Consider the following 20732-nt stretch of genomic DNA (forward strand, 5'->3'; position numbering starts at 1 on the left):
TTTTGACGGCACCATGCAAAACCAATCTTAACAGCCGGTTTCGGCGCGACATGATAAGAAGGCCCCTGCTCCATGATCCTTTATCCCGCAATTGACCTCAAAGATGGCAATGCCGTGCGCCTGCTGCATGGCGACATGGACAAGGAAACCGTGTTCAACGAGAACCCGGCCGCGCAGGCGCTGGAATTTGTCGAAGCGGGCTGTGAGTGGCTGCATCTGGTGGACCTGAACGGAGCCTTTGCCGGCATTCCGATCAACGCCACGCCGGTGGAAGAGATCCTCAAGCAGACCAACGTACCTGCACAGCTGGGCGGCGGCATTCGCGACATGGCCACCATTGAGCGCTGGATTGGCAAAGGCCTGTCGCGCGTGATCCTCGGCACCGTGGCTGTAGAGAACCCGGACTTGGTGCGTGAGGCGGCCAAAGAGTTCCCAGGCAAAGTCGCCGTGGGCATTGATGCGCGCAACGGCAAAGTGGCAACAAAAGGCTGGGCGGAAGAAACCGATGTGGACGTTGTGGATCTCGCGAAGTCGTTTGAGGACGATGGCGTGTGCGCGATCATCTACACCGACATCCTGCGCGACGGCGCGATGAAGGGCCCCAACGTCGAGGCCACTGCGGCACTGGCCAAAGCGGTGTCGATCCCGGTGATCGCCAGCGGCGGCGTGAGCTCTGTTGAGGATCTGAAAGCGTTAAAAAGTTGTGGCGCAGAGCTGAACGGCGCGATTTCCGGCCGTGCGCTGTATGATGGCGCGATTGATCTGGGCGAAGCGCTCAAAGTTTTGAAAGCGTGAGACTGCGGCGCAAGTTTGCCTATGGCGTCTTGAGCCTGTTGCTGGCCGCCTGTGTGTGGCCAGCCTATCTGGTGTGGTGGGCCCAAAGCACGGCGGAGGCCCATGGCTGCAAGTTTGGCATGGCGATGCACACCGACGGGTGCTGGGTCGATGGCGAGAACATCGGCAGCCAACTCAACGCCGCCTATTCCAATGCTGGATTCGTGCTGCTGACCATGCCGGTGGGATTTGTGATTGTGCTGACACTGTTGGTCATGGTTGCCCAAGACATGCGGCGCAAACACGCACCCTCTGACGGAGAGGCGTGACCTTCTGACGCCTTGGCGTTTCCTGTTGTGGCTCCCAAGTTGAGTGCGCGAACAACTCAGGAGACGCCGATGTCCGTTTCATTCTTTGATGTCACCGCCACCCCGCTTCCGGAAAGCAGCGATCTGCACGCGCGCATAGGTGCGAAGGACTTTCTGGATTGCTATTGCATCGACAGCGATATGCCGCCGCGCCAGGCTGCGGAGATTGTGACAAATTTCCCCGGCTGGGCGCAGATGTTGGCCAACTTGCGGACCGTTTTGGTCAAGCCCTTTGGCTTGCGCACCGAGGCTCCCGAAGGAAAAGACTGTGTAGGCATCTTTCCAGTGGAGAGTGAAAGCGACACCGAAGTGATTGCCGGCTTTGACGACAGCCACCTGAATTTCCGCGTGTCGGTGCTGTCCGAAGGCGGCAAGGTGTTTGTCGCCACCTGGGTGCACCGCAACAACTTGTTTGGGCGGATGTATCTGGCGACAATCATGCCGTTTCACATTTTGATTGCGCGGGATGCGCTGGTGCGAGTGGCACGGGCGGCCTGAACCCGGCTTGTGGTACCTGTCTCAGATTGCACGTTGCGCCCTGCCACGCTAAGGAGAGGCGCAACGCTTTGAGAAAGCTCCGATATGCTGAAGACCCGTATCATTCCCTGTCTGGATGTCGCTGATGGCCGTGTGGTCAAAGGCGTGAATTTTGTTGGCCTGCGCGATGCTGGTGATCCGGTGGAGGCCGCCCGCGCCTATGACGCCGCTGGCGCCGACGAAATCTGTTTTCTGGACATCCATGCGACCCACGACAATCGCGGTGTGATGATTGATATGGTGCAACGCTGCGCGGAGCAGTGTTTTGTACCGCTGACCGTGGGCGGTGGCGTGCGCACCGTGGCCGATGTGCGTCGCCTGTTGCTTGCAGGGGCGGACAAGGTGAGCTTCAACTCTGCGGCGGTGGCCAATCCGGATGTGATTGCCGAGGCCTCTGCGCAGTTTGGCAGCCAGTGCATTGTCTGTGCCATTGACGCCAAGACCATTGGACATGACGAAAACGGCGAGCCTAACAAATGGGGCATCTTCACCCATGGCGGACGCAAAGCGGCCCTGGATAAAGATGGCAACCCGATCGATGCGGTAGAGTTTGCCAAGCTGGTGGTGGCCAAAGGCGCCGGGGAAATCCTGCTCACCTCGATGGACCGCGATGGCACCAAGGCGGGATTCAACCTGCCTTTGACCAAAGCGATCAGCGACGCGGTGAATGTGCCGGTAATCGCCTCCGGCGGCGTGGGCAACCTGGATCACCTTGTGGAAGGGGTGACCAAAGGCGGGGCCAGCGCGGTTTTGGCGGCGTCGATTTTCCACTTTGGCGAATACACCGTGCAAGAAGCCAAGCAATATATGCATGACGCCGGTATTCCGATGAGGCTGACATGAGTGTTCTAAACGATCTGGCCATCACCATTGCCGAGCGTGCCAAGGCGGACCCGGAAAGCAGCTGGACCGCCAAACTTCTGGCCAAAGGGCCTGAAAAATGCGCCGAGAAGTTCGGCGAGGAAGCCATTGAAGCGGTGATTGAAGCCGTGAAAGGTGACAAGGACAAGCTGACCTACGAGGCGGCGGATGTGCTGTATCACCTGCTAGTGATGCTGGAAGCGCGCGATGTGGCGCTGGACGATGTGCTGGCGGAACTGGCGCGGCGTCAGGGCATTAGCGGTGTGGCCGAGAAAGCCGCGCGCCCCAAAGGCTAAGCAAACACTTGGGCATTTGCGCACCTCCGATTATAGTCGCGCAAAAACCCAAGGGGCAGCGAGCAGATGATAGCAAAATTGCGGGTGGGACTGGCGCTTTTGGCGGCAGTGGTGTTGGTGGCGTGTGGCGCGCCTCAGAAACAGGCGCCAGCCGATGTCGCGGGCCTGACCCAAGCGTTGATCTCCCTTGATCCGGTTGTGGACCCTGCCGAGGCGGCGCGGGCGGCGGAGATTGCTTACAATTACTCGCTGGTCTTGCGGCAGGATTACAACGTCACCGACGGCGCGCTGATGCACAACGCCAAGGTCAATCAGGGCCTACGCCCGCGTGGGTTGTGCTGGCACTGGGCGGATGATCTGCAAACCCGCCTGCGTCAGGAAGGGTTTCAGACGCTGGACATGCACCGCGCCATCGCCAACCATGACACCATCCTGATCGAGCACAGCACCGTTGTGATGAGCGCCAAGGGGGGCAAGATGCGCGATGGCATCGTTTTGGACCCCTGGCGCTATGGCGGCTATTTGTTCTGGTCTCCGGTACTGGAAGACAGCCGATACAACTGGGAGGAGCGCCACGTCGTGCAGGCCGACAGAAAACAGTAAAAATGCCGATATTTCTTAACGAAACAAGGGCAAGCGGCGGCCGGATTTCAGGTAAATTTAACACTTGGAACCGCATGACAGGAAGCAAGGCAACCAGACCAAACATGTCATGAACAGCAAACCGCCACATGGGGTTCTTGCCCGGCTACAGGATTACTTCTGGCCGAAGCAGGAACAGGACCACAGTTTTGAGGAAACGCGCGCAAAGCTTTTGTGCGGGTTCTCTGGCATTATCGGGTCGGTGGCGGCACTGCACAATGCGCATATTCTGAGCACGGACAGTCAGTTCTCCACCTCGGTCACCATCGCCTCCTTGATCTGTGTGCTGGCCTATTTCTTTGTGCCGCTCATCTGGCATCGCACCAAAAGCAAGGTGCTGGCGACAAGTGCACTTGTGTGTCTCTATCTGTTCCACACAAACATCCAGATGGCCTATGACACCCAGTACCAATGGCGCCAGGAAATCTTCCTGATTGGTCCGCCCGTGCTGGCGCTGCTGCTGGTTGGCAAACGCGCCGCGTGGGTGGCGACCGGGGTGATCAGTGTGAACCTGATCCTTGCGGCGCTGTGGCAGGATCACCTGCCACTTGGGTCCATGGTTGTGGTGGCCGCCGTTGCGGTGACCCTTATGACCGGCCTGACCCTGTTTCACAACGAGATCGAACGCAAAGAGCTGCACCTGATCGAGCTGCGGGATGAAGCACAACGCGCGGATCGCGAGAAGAGCGAATTTCTCGCCAAGATGAGCCACGAAATTCGCACACCGCTCAATGGGTTATCCGGCATTCTTCAGCTGCTGGACGAGACCGATCTGACCGAAGATCAAAAGTCACTGGTCGCCACAGGGCGCAGCTCTGGCCGCAGCCTAATGACATTGATCAATGATGTTCTGGACTATTCCAAGATCGCGGCCCATGGCATTAGCATCGAGAGCATTCCGTTCTCCACCCGCGAGTTTTTAACCGCGATTTCCGCCGGACAATCTGGCGCGGCCAAGGCCAAAGACCTGTCTTTGAACATCGAGATTGCCGCCGATGTGCCCGCCTGGATTTCCGGCGACCCGACACGGCTCAATCAGGTGGTTACCAATCTTGTGGGCAATGCGATCAAATTTTCTCAGGATGGGGCCGTCACGCTCGAGATGTCCGTTCGGGACAGCCTGCTCTATGTCGCCGTGCGCGACCAAGGCATTGGCCTGACGCAAGAGGCACAAGCGCGGGTGTTCAACAAGTTTGAACAGGCCAGCTCGGCGACCAACCGGCGCTATGGCGGCACCGGGCTCGGCCTGTCGATCTCCAAAGAGCTGGTGGAGCTCATGGAGGGGGAGATTGGCGTGGAGAGCGCGCCGTTCAAAGGTAGCACCTTCTGGTTCACCGTCCCGCTGGTGCCAGCCGAGCCCCCCGAAACCAGCCCGCCCCAGATGGCCGCAGTTGCGCCTGAGAGCTTTGACGGCGTTGAGGTGCTGGTTGTGGAAGACAACCGCACCAATCAGATGATTGTGCGCCGCTTTCTGGAAAGCATGGGCGTGGTGGTCGACATGGTGGAGGATGGTCGCCCTGCTCTGCAGCGTTGTGCCGCGAAACGCTATGACCTGATCCTGATGGATATACAGTTACTGGATATGGACGGCATGGAGGCCACGGAAATCCTGCGCGGGCATCCCGGGCCCAATCAGCGCACGCCTATTGTGGCGCTCTCTGCCAATATCCTGCCCGAGCAGACCAACGCTTACCTGAAAGCCGGAATGAACGCCTGTCTGGGCAAGCCTTTCCGCAAAGACGAGTTGTCCAAGATCATGGGCGAGTTGGTAAAGGGTCCAAAGGTGGGCAAACCTGCCGCCTAAAGTTTGGACGAAATCACGCCAGTGTTGAAACCACCCATGCGCAGCTCGCCAAACAGACGCTGATACTCAATCTTGGGGCAGCGGTTCATCACCACGTCCACGCCCTTCGCCTCCGCCACAGCGGCCGCCTCGGCATGTTCCACGCCAATCTGCATCCAGATGGTTTGTAGGGCAGGAAACTGCGCCAGCGCCTCGTCCACAATGGGCGGCACCGCCTCGGACCGGCGAAAGATGTCGACCATATCCACCGGCGCCTCGATGGCGCTCAGGCTGGGCATCACCGTGGCGCCGAACAGCTCTTTGCCTGCATGCCCGGGATTGACCGGAATGACGGTGTAGCCCTTAAGCGACAGGTACCGCGCCACATAATAGCTGGGCCGCACCGGGTTCATCGACACGCCCACCACGGCAATGGTCTTGGTGCGCTTGAGAATGTCGCGCAGGAAAACGTCGGTGTCAGTCATGGTGTGCCCCGGTCAGCAAGTGGTGGCGGCACCCTAGCGCAGCCCGCAGGGAACAACAGGCAAAAAAAGCGCCCAAGAGGGAATCTTGGGCGCAGGTTCGGAACGAGGGACAGTGAAGGGAAACACGGAAGCTCCGTAAACCGTGTCTCTTACATCACTACGTATGTTCGCAGAATTGGATGACAAGAGCGTGCGAGATTCTCATGAACAAGTGGTTAACGGATTGGGCAGATTTCCGCTCAATCAAAAATATCCTCAATCACGTCAAACACATCCTCAAACAGATCCTTGGCCCATTTACCGCGTTTCTTCTTGGTTTTTTTCTTCTTGTCGTAAGGCGCGTCGTGCCAGGTTTTCTTGGGGTGCGCGGCGCGTTTGTCCGACTTATGCGCAGGTTTGCCCTTGGACTTTGGCGTGCGTATCGGATGAGAAAAATGTGCCGGTTCTTTGCCCCGCGCCGGCACAGGCATTTGTTTAAGATTGTGCAGAGGCGCGCCGCAGCTGCTGCAGGCGAGCTCGTGACGGGTGTCCCCCGCGAGCACAAGCGCGGCCCGCGCGCCGCAATAGCAACAGGTGGCGATTTTGGAGGGATGGGGCACCGCGCGCTCCTCTGAGTGATGGTCTGCCTACCCCATCTAGGCATCCGGAGGCACGGATGGGAGCCTCCGGCGGAGATATTTGTAGAAGGAGAAGGCTTTGTGGTGCCTAGCGCGGCAACGTGGCATAGAGCGCCACGGCGGCGGCATTGGACACGTTGAGGGAGCCAAAGGCGCCTGCGAAGTTAATCTTCACCAGCTGATCCACGGTCTCTTTTGTCTTCTGACGCAAGCCCGGTCCCTCGGCCCCCAGAACCAGCGCGATGGGGGCATCGTGGCGGCCTGCCAAGGCGGTTTCGATGGTCTCCTCCGCCTCACCGTCCATGCCCAACACGATATACCCCATGGCCTGCAGTTCGGTGATCGTGTCCGCCAGGTTGCGCAGGCGCAGATAGGGCTGACGTTCCAGCGCGCCGCTGGCGGTTTTGGCCAAGGCGCCAGTTTCAGGCGCGGAGTTGTGGCGGGTGCCAATCACCGCCAAGGCGCCAAACACTTCTGCGGAGCGCAGGATGGCACCCACGTTATGCGGATCGGTCACGCGGTCCAGCAGGATCAAGCGTTGCGGACGGTCATCATTGGCAATAGCCACATCCGAGAGTTTACCCCAGTTGAGCGGCTTCACTTCCAATGCGGCGCCCTGGTGCACGGATTGTGGATCGAGCGGCGCGTTGAACTTGCGCGGGTCCACCACCTCCGGCGTCATGCCCGACTCGGCGATGGCCTCTGCCAGCTTGTCCGCAGCATTTTTGGTCACGATGAGTCGCAATTTTTCACGTTTTGGATTCGCCAGAGCGTCGCGCACCGCGTGCAGGCCAAACAACCAGACGGTTTCCGCCGCATCTTTGCGTTTCTGCTGCTCTTTCTGCACGACCCATTTGGGTTTTTTCATCGCTCTGACACCTTCAAAATATAGAGGGTTCACCAATGCGGAAAAGAAGCGGGCTCTGCAAGGTATTTTCTGGTTGACGCCCCCAACAACTGCCAATAAATACCCCCTCACACCGAGGCCAGCGGGCCTCAAGAAAGTGGGCGACAGGCCGCAAGGTGTGGCAGGGGACTGTAACTCCCTCGCGGAGACGCACGCTTGGTTCGATTCCAAGGTCGCCCACCACTTTCTTCCCTTCCGATGTCGATATGTGCCGCCAGACAGGCCGCGAGCCATCCGTGGGATAGTGCGCCAAAACCACAGTTTTCTGAGCTAAACTAAGGGAAACACACTGTTTCCATGCAATTAAAGGTTAACGGCGATCCATTGATTGAAAGCAACCGTTTAACGTGTAAGGACAAACCTATGATTTCCACAAAATCATTGTCTCGTGCGTTAGGAGGACCGTCGTTCCATGTTACTTACACTGTTGCTGAGCACATCCGCATTGGCCCTGGGCGCCATGGTTGCCACCCCGCAGAGCGACGATGATGTTGAAGGCCCGGATGCGACCACCCCACCGCTGGAACCAACATCTGAGACCGGCACCGGCGGCAGCGACATTCTGCACGGCACCATCGAAGACGAGGTGATGCGTGGCTATGGTGGCAACGACCTGATGCAAGCCTTTGCCGGAAACGATCTGCTGTTTGGTGGAGACGGCAATGACGAACTTTACGGCGCCGAGGGCGAGGACACCCTGCGCGGCGGCACCGGTGATGATTGGCTGTTTGGCGAGCAAGGCAACGACTACCTGCTTGGCAAAGATGGCAATGACAGCCTGAGCGGCGGCACCGGCACTGACCTGCTAAAAGGCGGGCGTGGCGATGACGTGCTCGACGGCACCGATGGTGTCGAAGATGCCACCGACAGTGACACGCTGAAAGCCGGCGATGGCAATGACCTGCTGTATGGCGACAATGGCGACGTTTTGTCCGGCGGCGCGGGCGTGGACAGCTTTGAGGTGATTGTTGATCCCAACAGTGACTCCATGGTGCACATCCGGGACTTTGACCTGACCGCGGTTGATGGCGAAGCGGTGGAAACGATTACGCTGCTGGATGAACACGGCGATCAGATCCGGCTGCAGGACCTCCTTCAACTCGACGCGCCGATGTTGACCATCGTGGACGCCGAGGACGGCACCGGGGCACTCTTGCGTTTCAACGATGTGGATGTGGCTTTGGTCGAAGGCCTGAGCGCCAGCGATTTGCTCAACGACACAAGCAGCTGGCTTGGCAACACTTCCGTGCCCACGCCTGAGCCGATTTTTGGCACCGGCGGTGCGGAAGAACTGACCGGCGGCCAAGGCGACGATGCCATCCGTGCTTATGGCGGTGACGACCTTGTTGATGGCAACGGCGGCGACGATCGTGTGCTGGCGGGCGCCGGTGACGACACTGTCTATGGCGGCACAGGCAATGACGTGCTGCGCGGCATGGATGGCAATGACTCGTTGGAAGGTGGTTCTGGAGATGACTACCTTCTGGGCAAATCCGGCGATGACACGTTGCTGGCCGGGACCGGCACTGATGTGCTCAAAGGCGGGATTGGCAGCGACCTTCTGGATGGCCGTGACGGCGCGGTGTCCGGTGCGGATAGCGACACATTGGAAGGTGGGGATGACAGCGACCGTCTGATTGGGGACAACGGCGATGAACTGACCGGCGGCGCGGGCATCGACGACTTTGAAGTGGTGGTCGACCCGGACGGCGCGGAGGTCGTGCAACTCACCGATTTTGATCCAACCGTGCGGGACGGTGACGACGCCGAGACAATCACCTTGCTGGATGAAAACGGACAGCCGTTGCCAGCGTCAGAATTTTCCAATCCGGACACCACCACCTTGTGCATTCATGATGCCGAGGATGGCAGCGGTGCGATCCTTCATCTTGACGGTGTGGATGTGGCCTTTGTCTCCGGCGTCAGCGCCAGCGACATGCAAGACAACATCGACAGCTGGCTTGGCAACCTTGCGGTGCCGTCGGTTGAACCCACACATGGCACCGGCGCTGGCGACACCCTTGCTGGCACGGCCGACGCCGAGGTCATTCGTGTCTATGGCGGTAATGACACCGTGGACGCTGCGGGCGGTGATGACTTGGTGTTTGCCGGTGACGGCGATGACAGCGTCTCGGGCGGCGACGGGGCGGATACGCTGCGCGGTGGCAACGGCAACGATCTGCTGGAAGGGGGCAACGGCGATGATTACCTGCTGGGCAAATTTGGCGATGACACGCTGGACGCCGGTGAAGGCACCGACCTGCTCAAAGGCGGCAGTGGGGACGATCTCCTGAACGGTCAGGACGACCAAGAGGATCGGGAAGACAGCGATACGTTGATAGGCGGCAACGGTAACGACCATCTGATCGGCGACAACGGCGATGTTCTGGAAGGCGGCGAAGGCTATGATCACTTTGAAGTGGTGGCCCACGCAGATGCCGGTGGCGTCGTGCACATCCGGGACTTTGAGCCGACAACACAATACGGTCAAATCAAAGACGTCATCACCTTTGTCGACGTCAATGGCGATCCGCTGCCCGTGGACGTGTTCTCCTCGCCCTTTGTCCGCCTCACGGACGATCCGGAGGGCAATGGCGTGTTTGTACAGGTCAATGGCAACTTCGACGTGTTCCTGGAAGGTGTGACTGCCCAGCAGCTGGAAGGCCTCAACAACCGCTGGGTCGGAAATTACGCCTCCTGATGAGATGCGCGACAGGTGGCTCTTGTTGGGATCACCTGTCGGCCTTGATCGCCCGGCCCATGACCCAATCGTACAGCCGTGGCGACAGGCGCATCATCACATCTGACAGTTTGGCGACGCGGCCGACAAAAATGTCGGTTTTACCGCGCTTAAGCCCGCGCAGGATAATGTCTGCGGCCTGAACCGGCGTGACCACATCCACCGCATCTTGCGCCGCACCGGGGCGGGTCAGCCCGTCAGTGTCCGAATCGGGGTTGCCCACATTGGTGGCAACAAAGGCCGGCGCTGCGATCACGGTTTTCACGCCGTAGACCGCCTCTTCCACCCGCAGAGAGGCAAAAAAGCCGGTCATGGCGTGTTTGGAGGCGGCGTAGCTGGCGCGGTGGTGCAATGGGGCGAAGCCTGCCACCGAAGTGATCGCCAGATGGGTCCCTCTGGAGGCTCGCAGCGCAGGAAGGAAGGCTTTGGCCATGGCGGCAGCGGCAAAGTAGTTGATGTCAAACAGGCGGCGATGGGCCTGCTCCTGCAGGTCTTCAACCGGCGCAATGGCGGTCACCCCTGCCCCGTAGATCACGAGATCAATGCTGTCATGGCAGGCGAGAATTTTGGTGCAGCAGTCTTTCAGTGCGCGGGAGTCAGTGACGTCACATTTCATCGGCAACTGGGTGGCCGTGTGAGGCAGATGCGCGACGTTCAGATCCAGCAGAACCACACGCCAGCCTTCGGCCTGCAACTGCGTCGACAAAGCCGTGCCCAAGCCGCCTGCCCCGCCGGAAATCACAGCGGTTTTTGGAGACAACGTTTCAGGAGACATGGTCATTGGTCCTGCGCCTTGAGCCAATGGTCAAACACCTCACGGCTGGTTTTCTCCGGCGTGTAGCCAAAGTCGCGTTTGAGTGCCTCGTTGGACAGCACAGGTCGGTACTGCAGAAAGCGCACCTGTTCCGGACCGTATTGGCTCAGGCCCAGCGGGCGCGCGATGGCCAGCGCTGCTTTGAACACCCAAGCCGGAAGGCGCAGGATGGGTTTTTGCAGGATCTCAGCTAGGTCCTGCACCCCAAGCGCGCCGTCACCTGCCACGTTAAAAATACCCGCCGGACCATCCGTTGCTGCACGCTTCAGAATGCGGGCCAGATCGCGGGTCCAAATGAAAACAAAAGGACTGTCGCTGCCGCTGACCGCCAAAAGGCGCGGCCGGTGGAACAGGTCGGTAATCTGATTGTTGGTCTCGCGGCCCAAGACCGTGCCGACACGCAAGATCACTTGCTCTAGGTGCGGCGCATTGCGGCGGGTGTCGGCCAGGAATTCTTCCACCAACCGCTTGTGATGGGCGTAAGCGAACTCTTCGTTGCCTCGGATGGCGTCTGTTTCGGTGAGCGGCACCGGATTGTCGGCGTGATAGCCGTAAGCCGCCCCCGATGAGGTCACCACCAAACGCTTGGTGCCTGCGGCGAGCGCAGCGTTGACCACGTTTTTGGTGCCGGTCACGTCGACATCATAAGCAAAGTCGCGGCCGCTGCCAGGTGGCGGGGTCACGATGGAGGCCAGATGCACAACCACATCCGGCTGGTGCCGCGCGATGACTCGCAGGGGCGCGTCCGTTGTCACATCCATCGGACGGAACCGCGCATTGTCCGGCAGACCTTCGGGCACCACCACATCACAGGCAATGACCTCGTGCTCTGTGTTTGCCAATTCGGCCAACAGGCTGCGCCCCACCATACCAGCGGCGCCAGTGATCAAAATGCGTGTCATCGTGCGGCCTTTGTCCGGTTCATCAGAGCGGCCAAACCCAGGCCAGTGATCGCATGCCAGACACCCCAGAAAGCCGCGACCACGGCCATGCCTCCCAGCCCGCCAAAGAAGGCAAAGATCAGGATCAGGCCAAGGCCCGAGTTCTGGATACCGGTTTCAATGGTCACCGCGCGGCGATCGTAGGGTGATAGGCGCGTAAGTGTCGCAAGGCCATAGCCGCCCGCCAAGGCCAGCGCATTGTGCAAAACCACAAGGAGAGCCACCGCGCCTGCGAAGAGTTTGAAATTCTGCCAGTTGTTGGCCAGCGCCAAGACGATGAACGCGAGAAAAATCACCATCGACAGGGTCTGCAGCGGACCGCGCAGTTTGGCGGCCAGCGCAGGCTTTGCTGCGCGTAAGGTGACACCCAAAATGAGCGGCAGCACCAGCATGAAGCCAACCGTGATGGCCACAGAAACCGGATCAATCTTCGTCGCTTGCAGGATATCTCGCGTGGGCGGATAAAGCCCGCCCCACAGTGCGATGTTGAGCGGCGTCAAAAGGATCGCCCCAACGGTGGCAAAAGCCGTCATCGAAACTGACAGCGCCGCATTGCCGCCGGCGCGGTGCGTGATGAAGTTGGAGATATTGCCCCCCGGACAGGCCGCCACCAACATCAGCCCCAGCGCGATAGACGGTTGCGGCTGTGTGACCAGCACCAACAAAAACGTCAACGATGGCAGCAGAAGGAACTGGCTTGCCAACCCGGTCAGCAAGGCGCGGGGCGTGTAGAGCAGACGGCGAAAATCACTCGGCGTGAGATCGATGGCAATGGAGAACATCACCACCGCCAGAACCGCGTTTAACACGGTCATCGAGGTGGCGCTGAAATTGAGCGCAACACTGTCTATGGCGGTGACGTCCATCAGCCCTGCCCTGTTTGCAGCGATTTGATCCAACCGGTGACCGCGCCCCGATAGGTGGCTTTGTCCACGTAATAGGCCATGCGCGGCAGATCGAGGTAGTCCATGCCGCCGGTGGCACGATCAAAGCCCGCCGACTTCTCGGCCTGCAGTTTTTTGGCGGCCTTGGAACCATCCCGCAGACCAGCAATATAGCGCGCCACCATTTCGGCCTGTTCGTGCCGCCCTTGCCAGCCTAGGCCCGTGGCCTCCACCATGCCCAGCACAAAGAGATCATCCCGCGCCGGATGGAAGGCGTTGAGGTAAAGATGCGGTGCGTCCCCGCGCCAGTTTAGCAGCGTTTTATCGATAAACGGATAGTGCAGCTTATAGCCCGTGGCGGAGAGGATCATGTCATAGTCCGCCGCCGTGCCATCTTTGAAGGTGACGGTGTGGCCCGACATGTCCGCGATGTCACCGCGAATGGCAATGTCACCATGGCCCGCGTGATAGAGCACCAGCGAGTTCACCACCGGATGACTTTCGTAGAGTTTGTAGTCAGGTTTGGGAAAACCGTATTTTTGTGGATCACCCACAAACCATTTCAGGATCAGACTGTCGATCGGGCGCTTGAGCCACATCGGCAGCTTGATCGCCCCACCCATCGTGTCCGCCGGTTTGCCAAAAACGTATTTCGGCACAAAGTAATAGCCGCGCCGCATGGAGATGTCGCAGCTTGCGCCATGGTGCACAGCGTCGACGGCAATATCACAGCCAGAGTTGCCCGCCCCGACGATCAAAACGCGTTTCCCGGCAAACTGCTCTGGGTGACGATATTGCGACGCGTGTATAAGCTCGCCGTCAAACTGGCCCGGGAAGTGCGGCATGTTGGGCTCGCTTAACGTGCCGTTGGCGATCAGAACGCCAGCATAAACCGCCTCGTTCTGCTGCCCTTCCTGACGGGTGATCACCTTCCACCCCTCGCCGTTCTCCCCGGCAGGCGTCACCTGCACCACTTCGGTGTTGAACCGATAATGTGTGCGAAGATCAAAATGATCAGCAAAATCGCGAAAATACTGCGCCATCTCACGATGGGACGGGTATTCTGCCACCTCCGCCTCCATCGGGAAGTCGGCAAACTCGGTCATGGTTTTGGACGAGATCAGATGCGCGCTTTCATACATGGTGGAGCGCGGCGCCTCGATATCCCAAAGGCCACCGACATCGCTGTGCAGCTCAAAGCCGTCAAAGGCGATGCCCTGCTCCTTCAGAACCTTGGCCATCGCCAGCCCCATCGGCCCCGCCCCAATCAGCGCAAATTTGTCGCTTGTGTGCATCTGCTTCCTCTCCCCAAGAGAGTTTTAAATTGAACATCCGTTAAAAATAAGGCAAGCTCTTTTTATGCTGAAAGATATTCCTCAAGAAAAACAACGACAAAGAGCCCCGTCCAAACGGGCTTTGGAAACCCGCGCGCGCATTATGGATGCGGCAGAGCGGGTGTTTGCCCGGAGCGGATTTGACGCGGCCTCGATTCGAGACATCGCCGCAGAGGCCGAGGTACAAGGCGCGCTGGTGAACCACCATGGCGGCAGCAAAGAGGAACTGTTCTGGCGTGTGGTGGCACGGCGGGCTGATGTCTTGGGCGAGGCCCGTGTCGCCGCGCTGGAAGCTCGAAAGGCGCAAAGACCACTGACCGTGCCCGCCATTTTGGAGTGTTTCTTTGGTCCGTTTTTTGAGCGCATCGACGTGGGCGGGCCGCAATGGGTGGCCTACGCGCGGATTGTGGCTTTTGTGTCGGCAGATGAGCGCTGGAAAGATCTGGCGGCGATTTGCTTCGACCCAACCGCCAACCGCTTTGTCGAGGAGCTTGCGGCGCTTTACCCGGCGCAGGCGCGGGCGGCCATCGCCAACAGTTTTGTTTACTCGGCTGCGGGCATGTTGGCGTTGATCACCTCACAATGGCGCATGGATGTATTAAGTGACGCACCTTCAAGCGTCGCCAACCATCTCGACGAATTGGTGGCCTTTTGCACCGCCGGGATCAACGCCGCGGCACAAAAGGCGTAGGGTTGGTACTCGCCTCTTAGGGCGTCATCACAGCGGCACGCTCATAGGCGACCGTGTCAGTGCCCAGATCATCATAGAGCAGCGTCACCTCAACGGTTTTGACCGAACCAAGCGGCTGCGTGATGAAGATTTGCGTGTCCTCGGGAATGGTCATGGCATTTTCGATATCCGGCGGGCATTCCGGGATCGGGAAGACCTCCGCCGGGCCGCCGTTGATCACGTATTGCACTTCATACAGCCCGCAGCGCCAAGCCAGAAGATGGGTGAAATACACCAGATCCTGCCCGTCAAATTCGCGCACACCAATCCAGCTGGTTTTGGTCGCCTCCAAGATGGGACGCACTTCGCCTGCGGTGAGGAATTTGCCGGTGGGGGTTTGATCTTCGGCCACGCGGTCTTCCGCCAGAGCAGCGGTGCCCAACACGCCTAGACAGAGAGTGGCCAGCTTAAAGAGTTGCATAAGCGAACGCCTTTCTATGATTTCTTCAAAAAGTGTAATGCCCGCTTTTGCCACGGGCTTATGCCACGTATAGTCGGCGCAAGCATCGTGCAGGGCAATAGAAGAATGACAAGTAAAGCGCTGAAATCGCAGGTATTCAACGTCGTGGTGGTGGGCCAGAATGGCCGGTTGATGTATGAGGCGGCGTTGTTTGCGGCCTCACTGCGCGCCAAGTCGCCGAAGTTTTCTGGCAAGCTGTTTGTGGCCGAGCCAGTGCCGGGACCGCGCTGGGAAAAAGACCCGCGCATCGGCAATCCGGATGTACGCGCCCTGCTGGAAGACCTTGGCGCAGAGGTTTTGCCGTTTGAGACGCCGGTGTTTGGCGAGCCGTACGCTTATGGGAATAAGATCGAGCTGTTGTCCGCCTTGCCCGCTGGTGAGCCGTTTGTGTTTTTTGACACCGACACGCTGATCATGGATGAGCTGAGCACGGTGCCGTTTGATTTTGACCGTCCTTCGGCGAGTTTGCGGGTGGAAGGCACCTGGCCAATCCCGCCGCTCTATGGGCCACAATACACCGGCATTTGGAAGGCGCTTTATGACCGCTTTGAATTGGACTTCGAAAGCTCTCTGGATCTGAGCCAGCCTGATGAATACTGGCGGCGCTACCTCTATTTCAACGCCGGGTTCTTTTATTACCGCTGCCCCAAAGTGTTTGGTGACTTGTTCCTTGAGTACGCCCGCAGCGTCAGTGACAATCCACCGGAAGAGTTGGCCTGTCAGGCGATTTATCCTTGGTTGGACCAGATTGTCTTGCCCCTGGTGATCCACGGTCTGGGTGGCGGGCGCGATGCGCTGCCGGAAGGCTTTCTGGATGGCTCAGTGAGCTGTCACTACCGGCTGATGCCGCTACTCTATGCACGGGAAAGTGATGCGGTCGTAGAGGTGCTCGAAGAAGTCACGGCGCCCAACAAGATCAAAAAGGTGCTGAAGCAGTACGATCCGTTCAAGCGCATGATTTATCAGAACCGCGGCCACAAGGCGCGCGCTTTGTTTGATCAAGCGCATCTGCCGCGCAAAGAGCAAGCCATTCGCAACACGTTGAAGAAAAACGGCTATTGGCTGCGCTAGCGGCGGACACATGCTAGGGGCGCTGCCCCTGGGTCCACTGCGAGGCCCCCACCCCGGGATGTTTTGGGTTAGAAGAAGCAGGCCGAATGGTGTTCAGGGCCTCGCGTTTTTGGCGGCCAATGTGTTCTGGTATTGCGGATTTTTGAGGAAATGCGCCTTTCGGCAACCTAAGGCGCCAACTTTGGTTGCGTGATGCCTTGGGTCTGCCTAACACTTGGCGCGATAATTTTAGGGAGAACACACGATGTCTGAAGCGACATACGGTTTTGACACATTGCAAATTCACGCCGGCGCGCGGCCCGATCCGGCCACCGGTGCGCGGCAGACGCCGATATACCAATCCACCGCTTATGTGTTCCGCGATGCCGAGCACGCAGCCGCCCTCTTCAACCTGCAAGAAGTGGGCTACATCTACTCCCGCCTGACCAACCCAACCGTGGCCGTGCTGCAAGAGCGCATTGCGACCCTGGAAGGTGGCGTGGGCGCGGTCTGCTGTTCGTCCGGTCACGCAGCGCAGATCATGGCGCTGTTCCCGCTGATGCAGCCGGGCTGCAATGTGGTGGCCTCTTCCCGCCTCTATGGTGGCACGATCACCCAGTTCAGCCAGACCATCAAACGCTTCGGCTGGTCCGCAACCTTTGTGGACACCGACGATCTGGACGCGGTGGCGGCTGCGATTGACGAAAACACCCGCGCGGTGTTCTGCGAGTCAGTTGCGAACCCTGGTGGCTACATCAGCGACATCGAAGCGCTGGCCAAAGTGGCCGACAACGCCGGTGTGCCGCTGATCGTGGACAACACCTCCGCCACACCGTACCTGTGTAACCCGATTGCGCTGGGCGCCACTTTGGTTGTGCACTCCACCACCAAATACCTGACCGGCAACGGCACCGTAACCGGCGGCTGTATTGTCGACAGCGGCAAATTTGACTGGTCTGCCAGCGACAAATTCCCGTCCCTGAGCCAACCTGAACCAGCCTACCACGGCCTGCGCTTCCATGAGACCTTTGGCCCGCTGGCCTTCACCTTCCATGGCATCGCCATTGGTCTGCGTGACCTTGGCATGACCATGAACCCGCAGGCGGCGCATTACACGCTGATGGGCATCGAGACGCTATCGCTGCGCATGGAGCGCCATGTGGAGAATGCCAAGACCGTTGCCGGTTGGCTCGAAGGCCATGAGCATGTGGATTATGTGACGTACGCCGGTCTGCCGTCCTCGCCGTATCATGATCGTGTCGAGCGGATTTGCCCAAAAGGCGCCGGCGGTCTGTTCACCGTGGCGCTCAAGGGCGGCTATGACGCCTGCGTGAAGTTTGTTGACAGCCTGGAGATCTTCTCCCACGTCGCCAACCTCGGCGATGCGCGCAGCCTGGTGATCCACTCGGCCTCCACCACCCACCGTCAGTTGACACCGGAGCAGCAGGAAGCGGCGGGTGCAGGGCCAAATGTGGTGCGGATTTCGATTGGCATCGAGAACAGCGAAGACCTGATTGCCGATCTGGATCAGGCGCTGAAGAAAGCCCACAGCTGAACCTGACGGTTCCGTTAAACGTATTGGAGGACCGCCCCGAACACAGGTTTGGGGCGGTCTTTGTTTACCATAGGGTCACTTTGTGGCCGCAAACCGCCGAACCCCGCGCAAATCAAGGCGGCTTTTCCTTCCCCTTCGGCGATAACTTGCTATAAATCCTACAATTCTGAGCAAGGTCGCGCCTTGCCAATCACTTGCATGCTAGGGCTTGATGCATGACTCCGGATCTTGCGCTTACACTTTCCTTTGAAGGCATTGGCCTTTTGACCCGCGTGCCGGGGGGCTGGCATTTGCTGGGAGAAGTGGGGCTCGACAGCCCAGATCTAGCGGGTGATCTCGCGCAACTGCGGGCGCAGGCTGTGGCCGTGGGTGGCGAAGACTTCACCACCACGCTGGTGCTGCCGAACGATCAGATCAAATATCTGACCCTGCCTGCGGGCCGGATGAGCGAGAAAAAGCGCCGACAAAAGGCCGAGGATGCGCTGGAAGCGGAAACGCCCTACCGCGCAGATCAACTGGTGTTTGACATCGCCATGCGGGATCGAACCCCGCAAGTGGCCGCCGTGGCGCGGGACACATTGGACGAAGCCGAGGCATTTGCCGTGGAGCATGCGTTTAATCCCGTGGGGTTCAGCGCCATTCCCCCAGAAGACAGCTTTGTAACCGCGCCGGATTTTGGCGACACGGCACGGGCACGTGCAGCAGGCATCAAGGTCAAGGCTGACAAGACCGCCATTTTGGTTGTGGGCGAAGGGCCGCTGCCGGAACCGGAGCCAGAGCCGGAACCTCAGCCAGAGCCTGAGCCCAAACCCAAACCGGAGCCAACGCCACAGGCAGAGCTGAAGCTGGACATCCCGCCCGCGCCGCCTGCCCCGGTGGAGCCGACGGCCGAAGAGCTGTCCGCGCCAACGCCAGTTGAAGAGACGCCGGCGAAGCCGCAAGAGACTGTCTCTGAGACGCAAGTCGAGACACCGGTTGCACCCGCCTCGGAACCAGTTGAGCCAACAGAACTGCAGGCCACGGAGCCTGAGAAAACGTCAGCAGCAAAATCAGACGCGCCCAAATCCGAAACCAAACCTGAGGCTGCGCCAGAGAAACCATCCGCGCCCGAAAAAGCCGCGCCCAAAGAAGACGCAAAACCAGAAGAACCAGCGGCAGCGTTTGCCTCTATCCGGGCGCAAAAGGCCGCGCAGGAGGCCCCCAAAGCTGCGCCGGAACTCAGCGGGGTCACACGCAAAGTCAGCGGTACAAACGCGCCCAGCATTCCAACCAGCACCGGCGACGACAAGACCCCACCGCTGCGGTTTGATCCGGCGAAAGCTGTGGCTGGACTGAAGACCGGCAAAGACGATGATGCTCCCGAGGATGCTGCAGCAGACACCGACGACGCGTCTGATGCCGAGGCCGCGACCTTTGCCAGCGCGCGCAGCAAAACCAAAGTGGCCGGGCCTGCGCCGAAGCTTGGCAAGAAACCGTCCAAGTCCAAGGCCCGGAAAGCCGCCAAAGACGCCTCTGCCAAAGAAAAGCAGAAGATGACCATGTTTGGCGCGCGTCCACAGGAAGTGCGCGGCAAGCCGAAACATCTGGGGCTGATCCTGACCACGCTGTTGCTGGTGCTGATGGCAATTGTGGCCTTGTGGGCGACCTATGCCACGGAGGATGGGCTGGCCGGTCTGTTTGGAGCGGACGAGCCAGAAACCGTTGAAGTTGCCGTAGACCCCACCACCACTGCCTCCGAGACCACGAATGAGACCGCCGCTGTCGCAGACAGCGCCGCGGCCCCCGCCCCTGAGACTGCGCCAGACGATGTGGCTTCGACAGACGCAGAGTTGGCCCCGGAACCGGAGCTGCCCGCAGCGGACGCCCCCATGGTGGTGACCGTGCCTGATGGCATGACGCCCAATCCCACAGAGGATGTGGACACCGCGCTTCTGGAGCCACTCACACCGGAAAGCATCACTGACAGCGCCGAGATCGAGGCCATGCTGGACGATGTGGGCGATGGCAACGTTGACCCTGTAGAAGCCGAGGCCCGCTATGCGGTGACCGGTATCTGGCAGCGCGCGCCGGAGCAGCCTTTTGAACTGACGTCTGACAGCAGTGACGACATTTACATCGCCTCAGTGGACCGCGACACCATGGGCTTTGACGCCGTGGCTCTGCCCGCGCCGGAAGCACTGGACACCGACCGCCCCGCTAGGGCACAAGTGAACCCGGTGGCGGCAGACACGACCTTTGATCTGGATGAACGTGGCCTTGTGATTGCCACCGCAGAGGGCGCACTGAACCCCGAAGGCGTGATGGTTTTTGCCGGACGCCCGGCGGTGGTTCCCGCGGCCTACCCCAAACGCATCAAGGTGGGTGAGGAACCGCAGATCAGCGAGGCCGACAGCACCCGCTTGGCCGCCCTACGCCCAAAACTGCGCCCCGGTGACCTGCAAGAACAAAACGAACGCGCCAACTTTGGCGGCTTGACCCGTGAAGAACTGGCCGCGGTCCGCCCCAAGCTGCGCCCGGCGAACGCCAAGCTGGCGGATGAGAAAGACACCACACCGACGCAGTTTGCCGTCAAAGCCTCCCCGCGCCCGCGTCTGAAGCCTGCCAATATTGCGCAGTTGGCCGCCCGTGCCGCACCCGAAAGCAACGCAGCGACAACCACAACAGCGGCGGCGGTGCCTGCAGCAGCGTCGGTAGCCCCCGAAATTCCAACCACCGCTTCTGTGGCACGTCAGGCCACCATCAAAAACGCAATCAACCTGAACAAAGTGAACTTGATTGGCGTTTATGGCACCTCCTCCAACCGCCGCGCCTTGGTGCGCCTGTCCAGCGGGCGCTACAAGAAGGTTCAGGTTGGCGATCGCATTGATGGTGGCCGCGTTTCCGCCATCAGCCAGGACGAATTGCACTACACCAAAGGCAAGCGCAAAGTGGTGCTGAAGATGCCGAAGGGCTAA

Annotated in this window: 20 protein-coding genes and 1 tRNA gene; 13 read left to right on the forward strand and 8 right to left on the reverse strand. The window is 59.6% G+C overall.

From position 1 onward, the window contains the following. Positions 1-72: 72 nt before the first annotated feature. From hisA to SIB92_RS06650, 7 genes are all read left to right on the forward strand, one after another. The gene (gene hisA, locus SIB92_RS06620) at positions 73-795 is read left to right on the forward strand and encodes a 1-(5-phosphoribosyl)-5-[(5-phosphoribosylamino)methylideneamino]imidazole-4-carboxamide isomerase (protein ID WP_412555049.1); all 723 of its coding nucleotides are present in this window, start codon (positions 73-75) and stop codon (positions 793-795) included. Continuing rightward, on the forward strand, positions 792-1103 hold the full coding sequence (locus SIB92_RS06625; protein WP_412555050.1) for a hypothetical protein: 312 nt from the start codon (positions 792-794) through the stop codon (positions 1101-1103). Before hisA ends, SIB92_RS06625 begins: the two co-directional genes overlap by 4 nt. Positions 1104-1172: 69 nt before the next feature. Continuing rightward, positions 1173-1640, forward strand: a complete 468-nt coding sequence (locus SIB92_RS06630; RefSeq protein ID WP_412555051.1) for a DUF2867 domain-containing protein — start codon at positions 1173-1175, stop codon at positions 1638-1640. 84 nt (positions 1641-1724) lie between these two features. Next, entirely contained in the window at positions 1725-2522 is a 798-nt protein-coding gene (gene hisF / locus SIB92_RS06635; protein ID WP_295175491.1) for an imidazole glycerol phosphate synthase subunit HisF, read from the forward strand. Then, positions 2519-2836, forward strand: coding sequence for a phosphoribosyl-ATP diphosphatase (locus SIB92_RS06640; RefSeq protein ID WP_412555052.1), 318 nt, complete (start codon positions 2519-2521; stop codon positions 2834-2836). The genes hisF and SIB92_RS06640 overlap by 4 nt, the downstream gene beginning before the upstream one ends. A gap of 66 nt (positions 2837-2902) precedes the next feature. Next, positions 2903-3439 (forward strand): hypothetical protein, encoded by a 537-nt coding sequence (locus SIB92_RS06645; protein WP_412555053.1) that lies wholly within the window; start codon positions 2903-2905, stop codon positions 3437-3439. Between the two features lie 109 nt (positions 3440-3548). Then, on the forward strand, positions 3549-5282 hold the full coding sequence (locus tag SIB92_RS06650) for an ATP-binding protein (RefSeq protein WP_412555054.1): 1734 nt from the start codon (positions 3549-3551) through the stop codon (positions 5280-5282). Here SIB92_RS06650 and SIB92_RS06655 read toward each other — a convergent pair. From SIB92_RS06655 to rlmB, 3 genes are all read right to left on the reverse strand, one after another. Beyond that, positions 5279-5746: a CoA-binding protein gene (locus SIB92_RS06655; RefSeq protein WP_412555055.1), complete on the reverse strand. Its 468-nt coding sequence runs from the start codon at positions 5744-5746 to the stop codon at positions 5279-5281. The genes SIB92_RS06650 and SIB92_RS06655 overlap by 4 nt on opposite strands. A 239-nt stretch (positions 5747-5985) precedes the next feature. Then, positions 5986-6345, reverse strand: a complete 360-nt coding sequence (locus SIB92_RS06660; protein WP_412555056.1) for a hypothetical protein — start codon at positions 6343-6345, stop codon at positions 5986-5988. Positions 6346-6451: 106 nt separating this feature from the next. Next, positions 6452-7231: a 23S rRNA (guanosine(2251)-2'-O)-methyltransferase RlmB gene (gene rlmB, locus SIB92_RS06665; protein WP_412555057.1), complete on the reverse strand. Its 780-nt coding sequence runs from the start codon at positions 7229-7231 to the stop codon at positions 6452-6454. Between the two features lie 138 nt (positions 7232-7369). Between rlmB and SIB92_RS06670 the strand changes: the two genes are divergently transcribed. Together SIB92_RS06670 and SIB92_RS06675 are read left to right on the forward strand one after the other, a co-directional pair. Continuing rightward, a tRNA-Tyr gene (locus SIB92_RS06670) sits at positions 7370-7453 on the forward strand. Positions 7454-7682: 229 nt separating this feature from the next. Continuing rightward, complete coding sequence (locus SIB92_RS06675) at positions 7683-9971, forward strand: calcium-binding protein (protein ID WP_412555058.1); 2289 nt, start codon at positions 7683-7685, stop codon at positions 9969-9971. Positions 9972-10002: 31 nt separating this feature from the next. Here SIB92_RS06675 and SIB92_RS06680 read toward each other — a convergent pair whose 3' ends face one another. From SIB92_RS06680 to SIB92_RS06695, 4 genes are read right to left on the reverse strand one after another with little or no spacing between them, the layout of a single operon-like run. Next, a complete protein-coding gene (locus SIB92_RS06680; protein ID WP_412555059.1) occupies positions 10003-10785 on the reverse strand; it encodes an SDR family NAD(P)-dependent oxidoreductase in 783 nt (260 codons plus the stop codon). Between the two features lie 2 nt (positions 10786-10787). Beyond that, a complete protein-coding gene (locus SIB92_RS06685; protein WP_412555060.1) occupies positions 10788-11726 on the reverse strand; it encodes an SDR family oxidoreductase in 939 nt (312 codons plus the stop codon). Beyond that, complete coding sequence (locus SIB92_RS06690; protein ID WP_412555061.1) at positions 11723-12631, reverse strand: bile acid:sodium symporter family protein; 909 nt, start codon at positions 12629-12631, stop codon at positions 11723-11725. The genes SIB92_RS06685 and SIB92_RS06690 overlap by 4 nt, the downstream gene beginning before the upstream one ends. Further along, on the reverse strand, positions 12631-13944 hold the full coding sequence (locus SIB92_RS06695) for a flavin-containing monooxygenase (RefSeq protein ID WP_412555062.1): 1314 nt from the start codon (positions 13942-13944) through the stop codon (positions 12631-12633). Before SIB92_RS06695 ends, SIB92_RS06690 begins: the two co-directional genes overlap by 1 nt. Before the next feature lie 64 nt (positions 13945-14008). On the opposite strand from SIB92_RS06695, the gene SIB92_RS06700 reads away from it, so the two are divergent. Further along, positions 14009-14674 carry a TetR/AcrR family transcriptional regulator gene (locus SIB92_RS06700; protein ID WP_412555063.1) on the forward strand — a complete coding sequence of 222 codons (666 nt, stop codon included), beginning with the start codon at positions 14009-14011 and terminating at the stop codon, positions 14672-14674. 16 nt (positions 14675-14690) lie between these two features. On the opposite strand, the gene SIB92_RS06705 is transcribed toward SIB92_RS06700, so the two are convergent. Then, the gene (locus tag SIB92_RS06705) at positions 14691-15134 is read right to left on the reverse strand and encodes a hypothetical protein (protein WP_412555064.1); all 444 of its coding nucleotides are present in this window, start codon (positions 15132-15134) and stop codon (positions 14691-14693) included. 105 nt (positions 15135-15239) lie between these two features. On the opposite strand from SIB92_RS06705, the gene SIB92_RS06710 reads away from it, so the two are divergent. From SIB92_RS06710 to SIB92_RS06720, 3 genes are all read left to right on the forward strand, one after another. Next, complete coding sequence (locus tag SIB92_RS06710) at positions 15240-16244, forward strand: hypothetical protein (RefSeq protein WP_412555065.1); 1005 nt, start codon at positions 15240-15242, stop codon at positions 16242-16244. A gap of 244 nt (positions 16245-16488) precedes the next feature. Continuing rightward, a complete protein-coding gene (locus SIB92_RS06715; protein WP_294114303.1) occupies positions 16489-17778 on the forward strand; it encodes an O-acetylhomoserine aminocarboxypropyltransferase/cysteine synthase family protein in 1290 nt (429 codons plus the stop codon). A 215-nt stretch (positions 17779-17993) separates the two neighbouring features. Further along, positions 17994-20732, forward strand: coding sequence for a hypothetical protein (locus SIB92_RS06720; RefSeq protein ID WP_412555066.1), 2739 nt, complete (start codon positions 17994-17996; stop codon positions 20730-20732).

The organism is Shimia sp. MIT1388 (genome assembly GCF_047124445.1).
Lineage (GTDB): Bacteria > Pseudomonadota > Alphaproteobacteria > Rhodobacterales > Rhodobacteraceae > Shimia.

Bases quoted from the DNA above. Each gene is read 5' to 3' on its own strand.
- SIB92_RS06710 (WP_412555065.1), top strand. From the start codon at position 15,240: ATGACAAGTAAAGCGCTGAAATCGCAGGTATTCAACGTCGTGGTGGTG.
- hisF (WP_295175491.1), top strand. From the start codon at position 1,725: ATGCTGAAGACCCGTATCATTCCCTGTCTGGATGTCGCTGATGGCCGT.
- SIB92_RS06640 (WP_412555052.1), top strand. From the start codon at position 2,519: ATGAGTGTTCTAAACGATCTGGCCATCACCATTGCCGAGCGTGCCAAG.
- SIB92_RS06690 (WP_412555061.1), bottom strand. From the start codon at position 12,631: ATGGACGTCACCGCCATAGACAGTGTTGCGCTCAATTTCAGCGCCACC.
- SIB92_RS06655 (WP_412555055.1), bottom strand. From the start codon at position 5,746: ATGACTGACACCGACGTTTTCCTGCGCGACATTCTCAAGCGCACCAAG.
- SIB92_RS06630 (WP_412555051.1), top strand. From the start codon at position 1,173: ATGTCCGTTTCATTCTTTGATGTCACCGCCACCCCGCTTCCGGAAAGC.
- SIB92_RS06645 (WP_412555053.1), top strand. From the start codon at position 2,903: ATGATAGCAAAATTGCGGGTGGGACTGGCGCTTTTGGCGGCAGTGGTG.
- SIB92_RS06705 (WP_412555064.1), bottom strand. From the start codon at position 15,134: ATGCAACTCTTTAAGCTGGCCACTCTCTGTCTAGGCGTGTTGGGCACC.
- SIB92_RS06680 (WP_412555059.1), bottom strand. From the start codon at position 10,785: ATGTCTCCTGAAACGTTGTCTCCAAAAACCGCTGTGATTTCCGGCGGG.
- SIB92_RS06715 (WP_294114303.1), top strand. From the start codon at position 16,489: ATGTCTGAAGCGACATACGGTTTTGACACATTGCAAATTCACGCCGGC.
- SIB92_RS06650 (WP_412555054.1), top strand. From the start codon at position 3,549: ATGAACAGCAAACCGCCACATGGGGTTCTTGCCCGGCTACAGGATTAC.
- rlmB (WP_412555057.1), bottom strand. From the start codon at position 7,231: ATGAAAAAACCCAAATGGGTCGTGCAGAAAGAGCAGCAGAAACGCAAA.
- SIB92_RS06695 (WP_412555062.1), bottom strand. From the start codon at position 13,944: ATGCACACAAGCGACAAATTTGCGCTGATTGGGGCGGGGCCGATGGGG.
- SIB92_RS06675 (WP_412555058.1), top strand. From the start codon at position 7,683: ATGTTACTTACACTGTTGCTGAGCACATCCGCATTGGCCCTGGGCGCC.
- SIB92_RS06685 (WP_412555060.1), bottom strand. From the start codon at position 11,726: ATGACACGCATTTTGATCACTGGCGCCGCTGGTATGGTGGGGCGCAGC.
- SIB92_RS06720 (WP_412555066.1), top strand. From the start codon at position 17,994: ATGACTCCGGATCTTGCGCTTACACTTTCCTTTGAAGGCATTGGCCTT.
- SIB92_RS06700 (WP_412555063.1), top strand. From the start codon at position 14,009: ATGCTGAAAGATATTCCTCAAGAAAAACAACGACAAAGAGCCCCGTCC.
- hisA (WP_412555049.1), top strand. From the start codon at position 73: ATGATCCTTTATCCCGCAATTGACCTCAAAGATGGCAATGCCGTGCGC.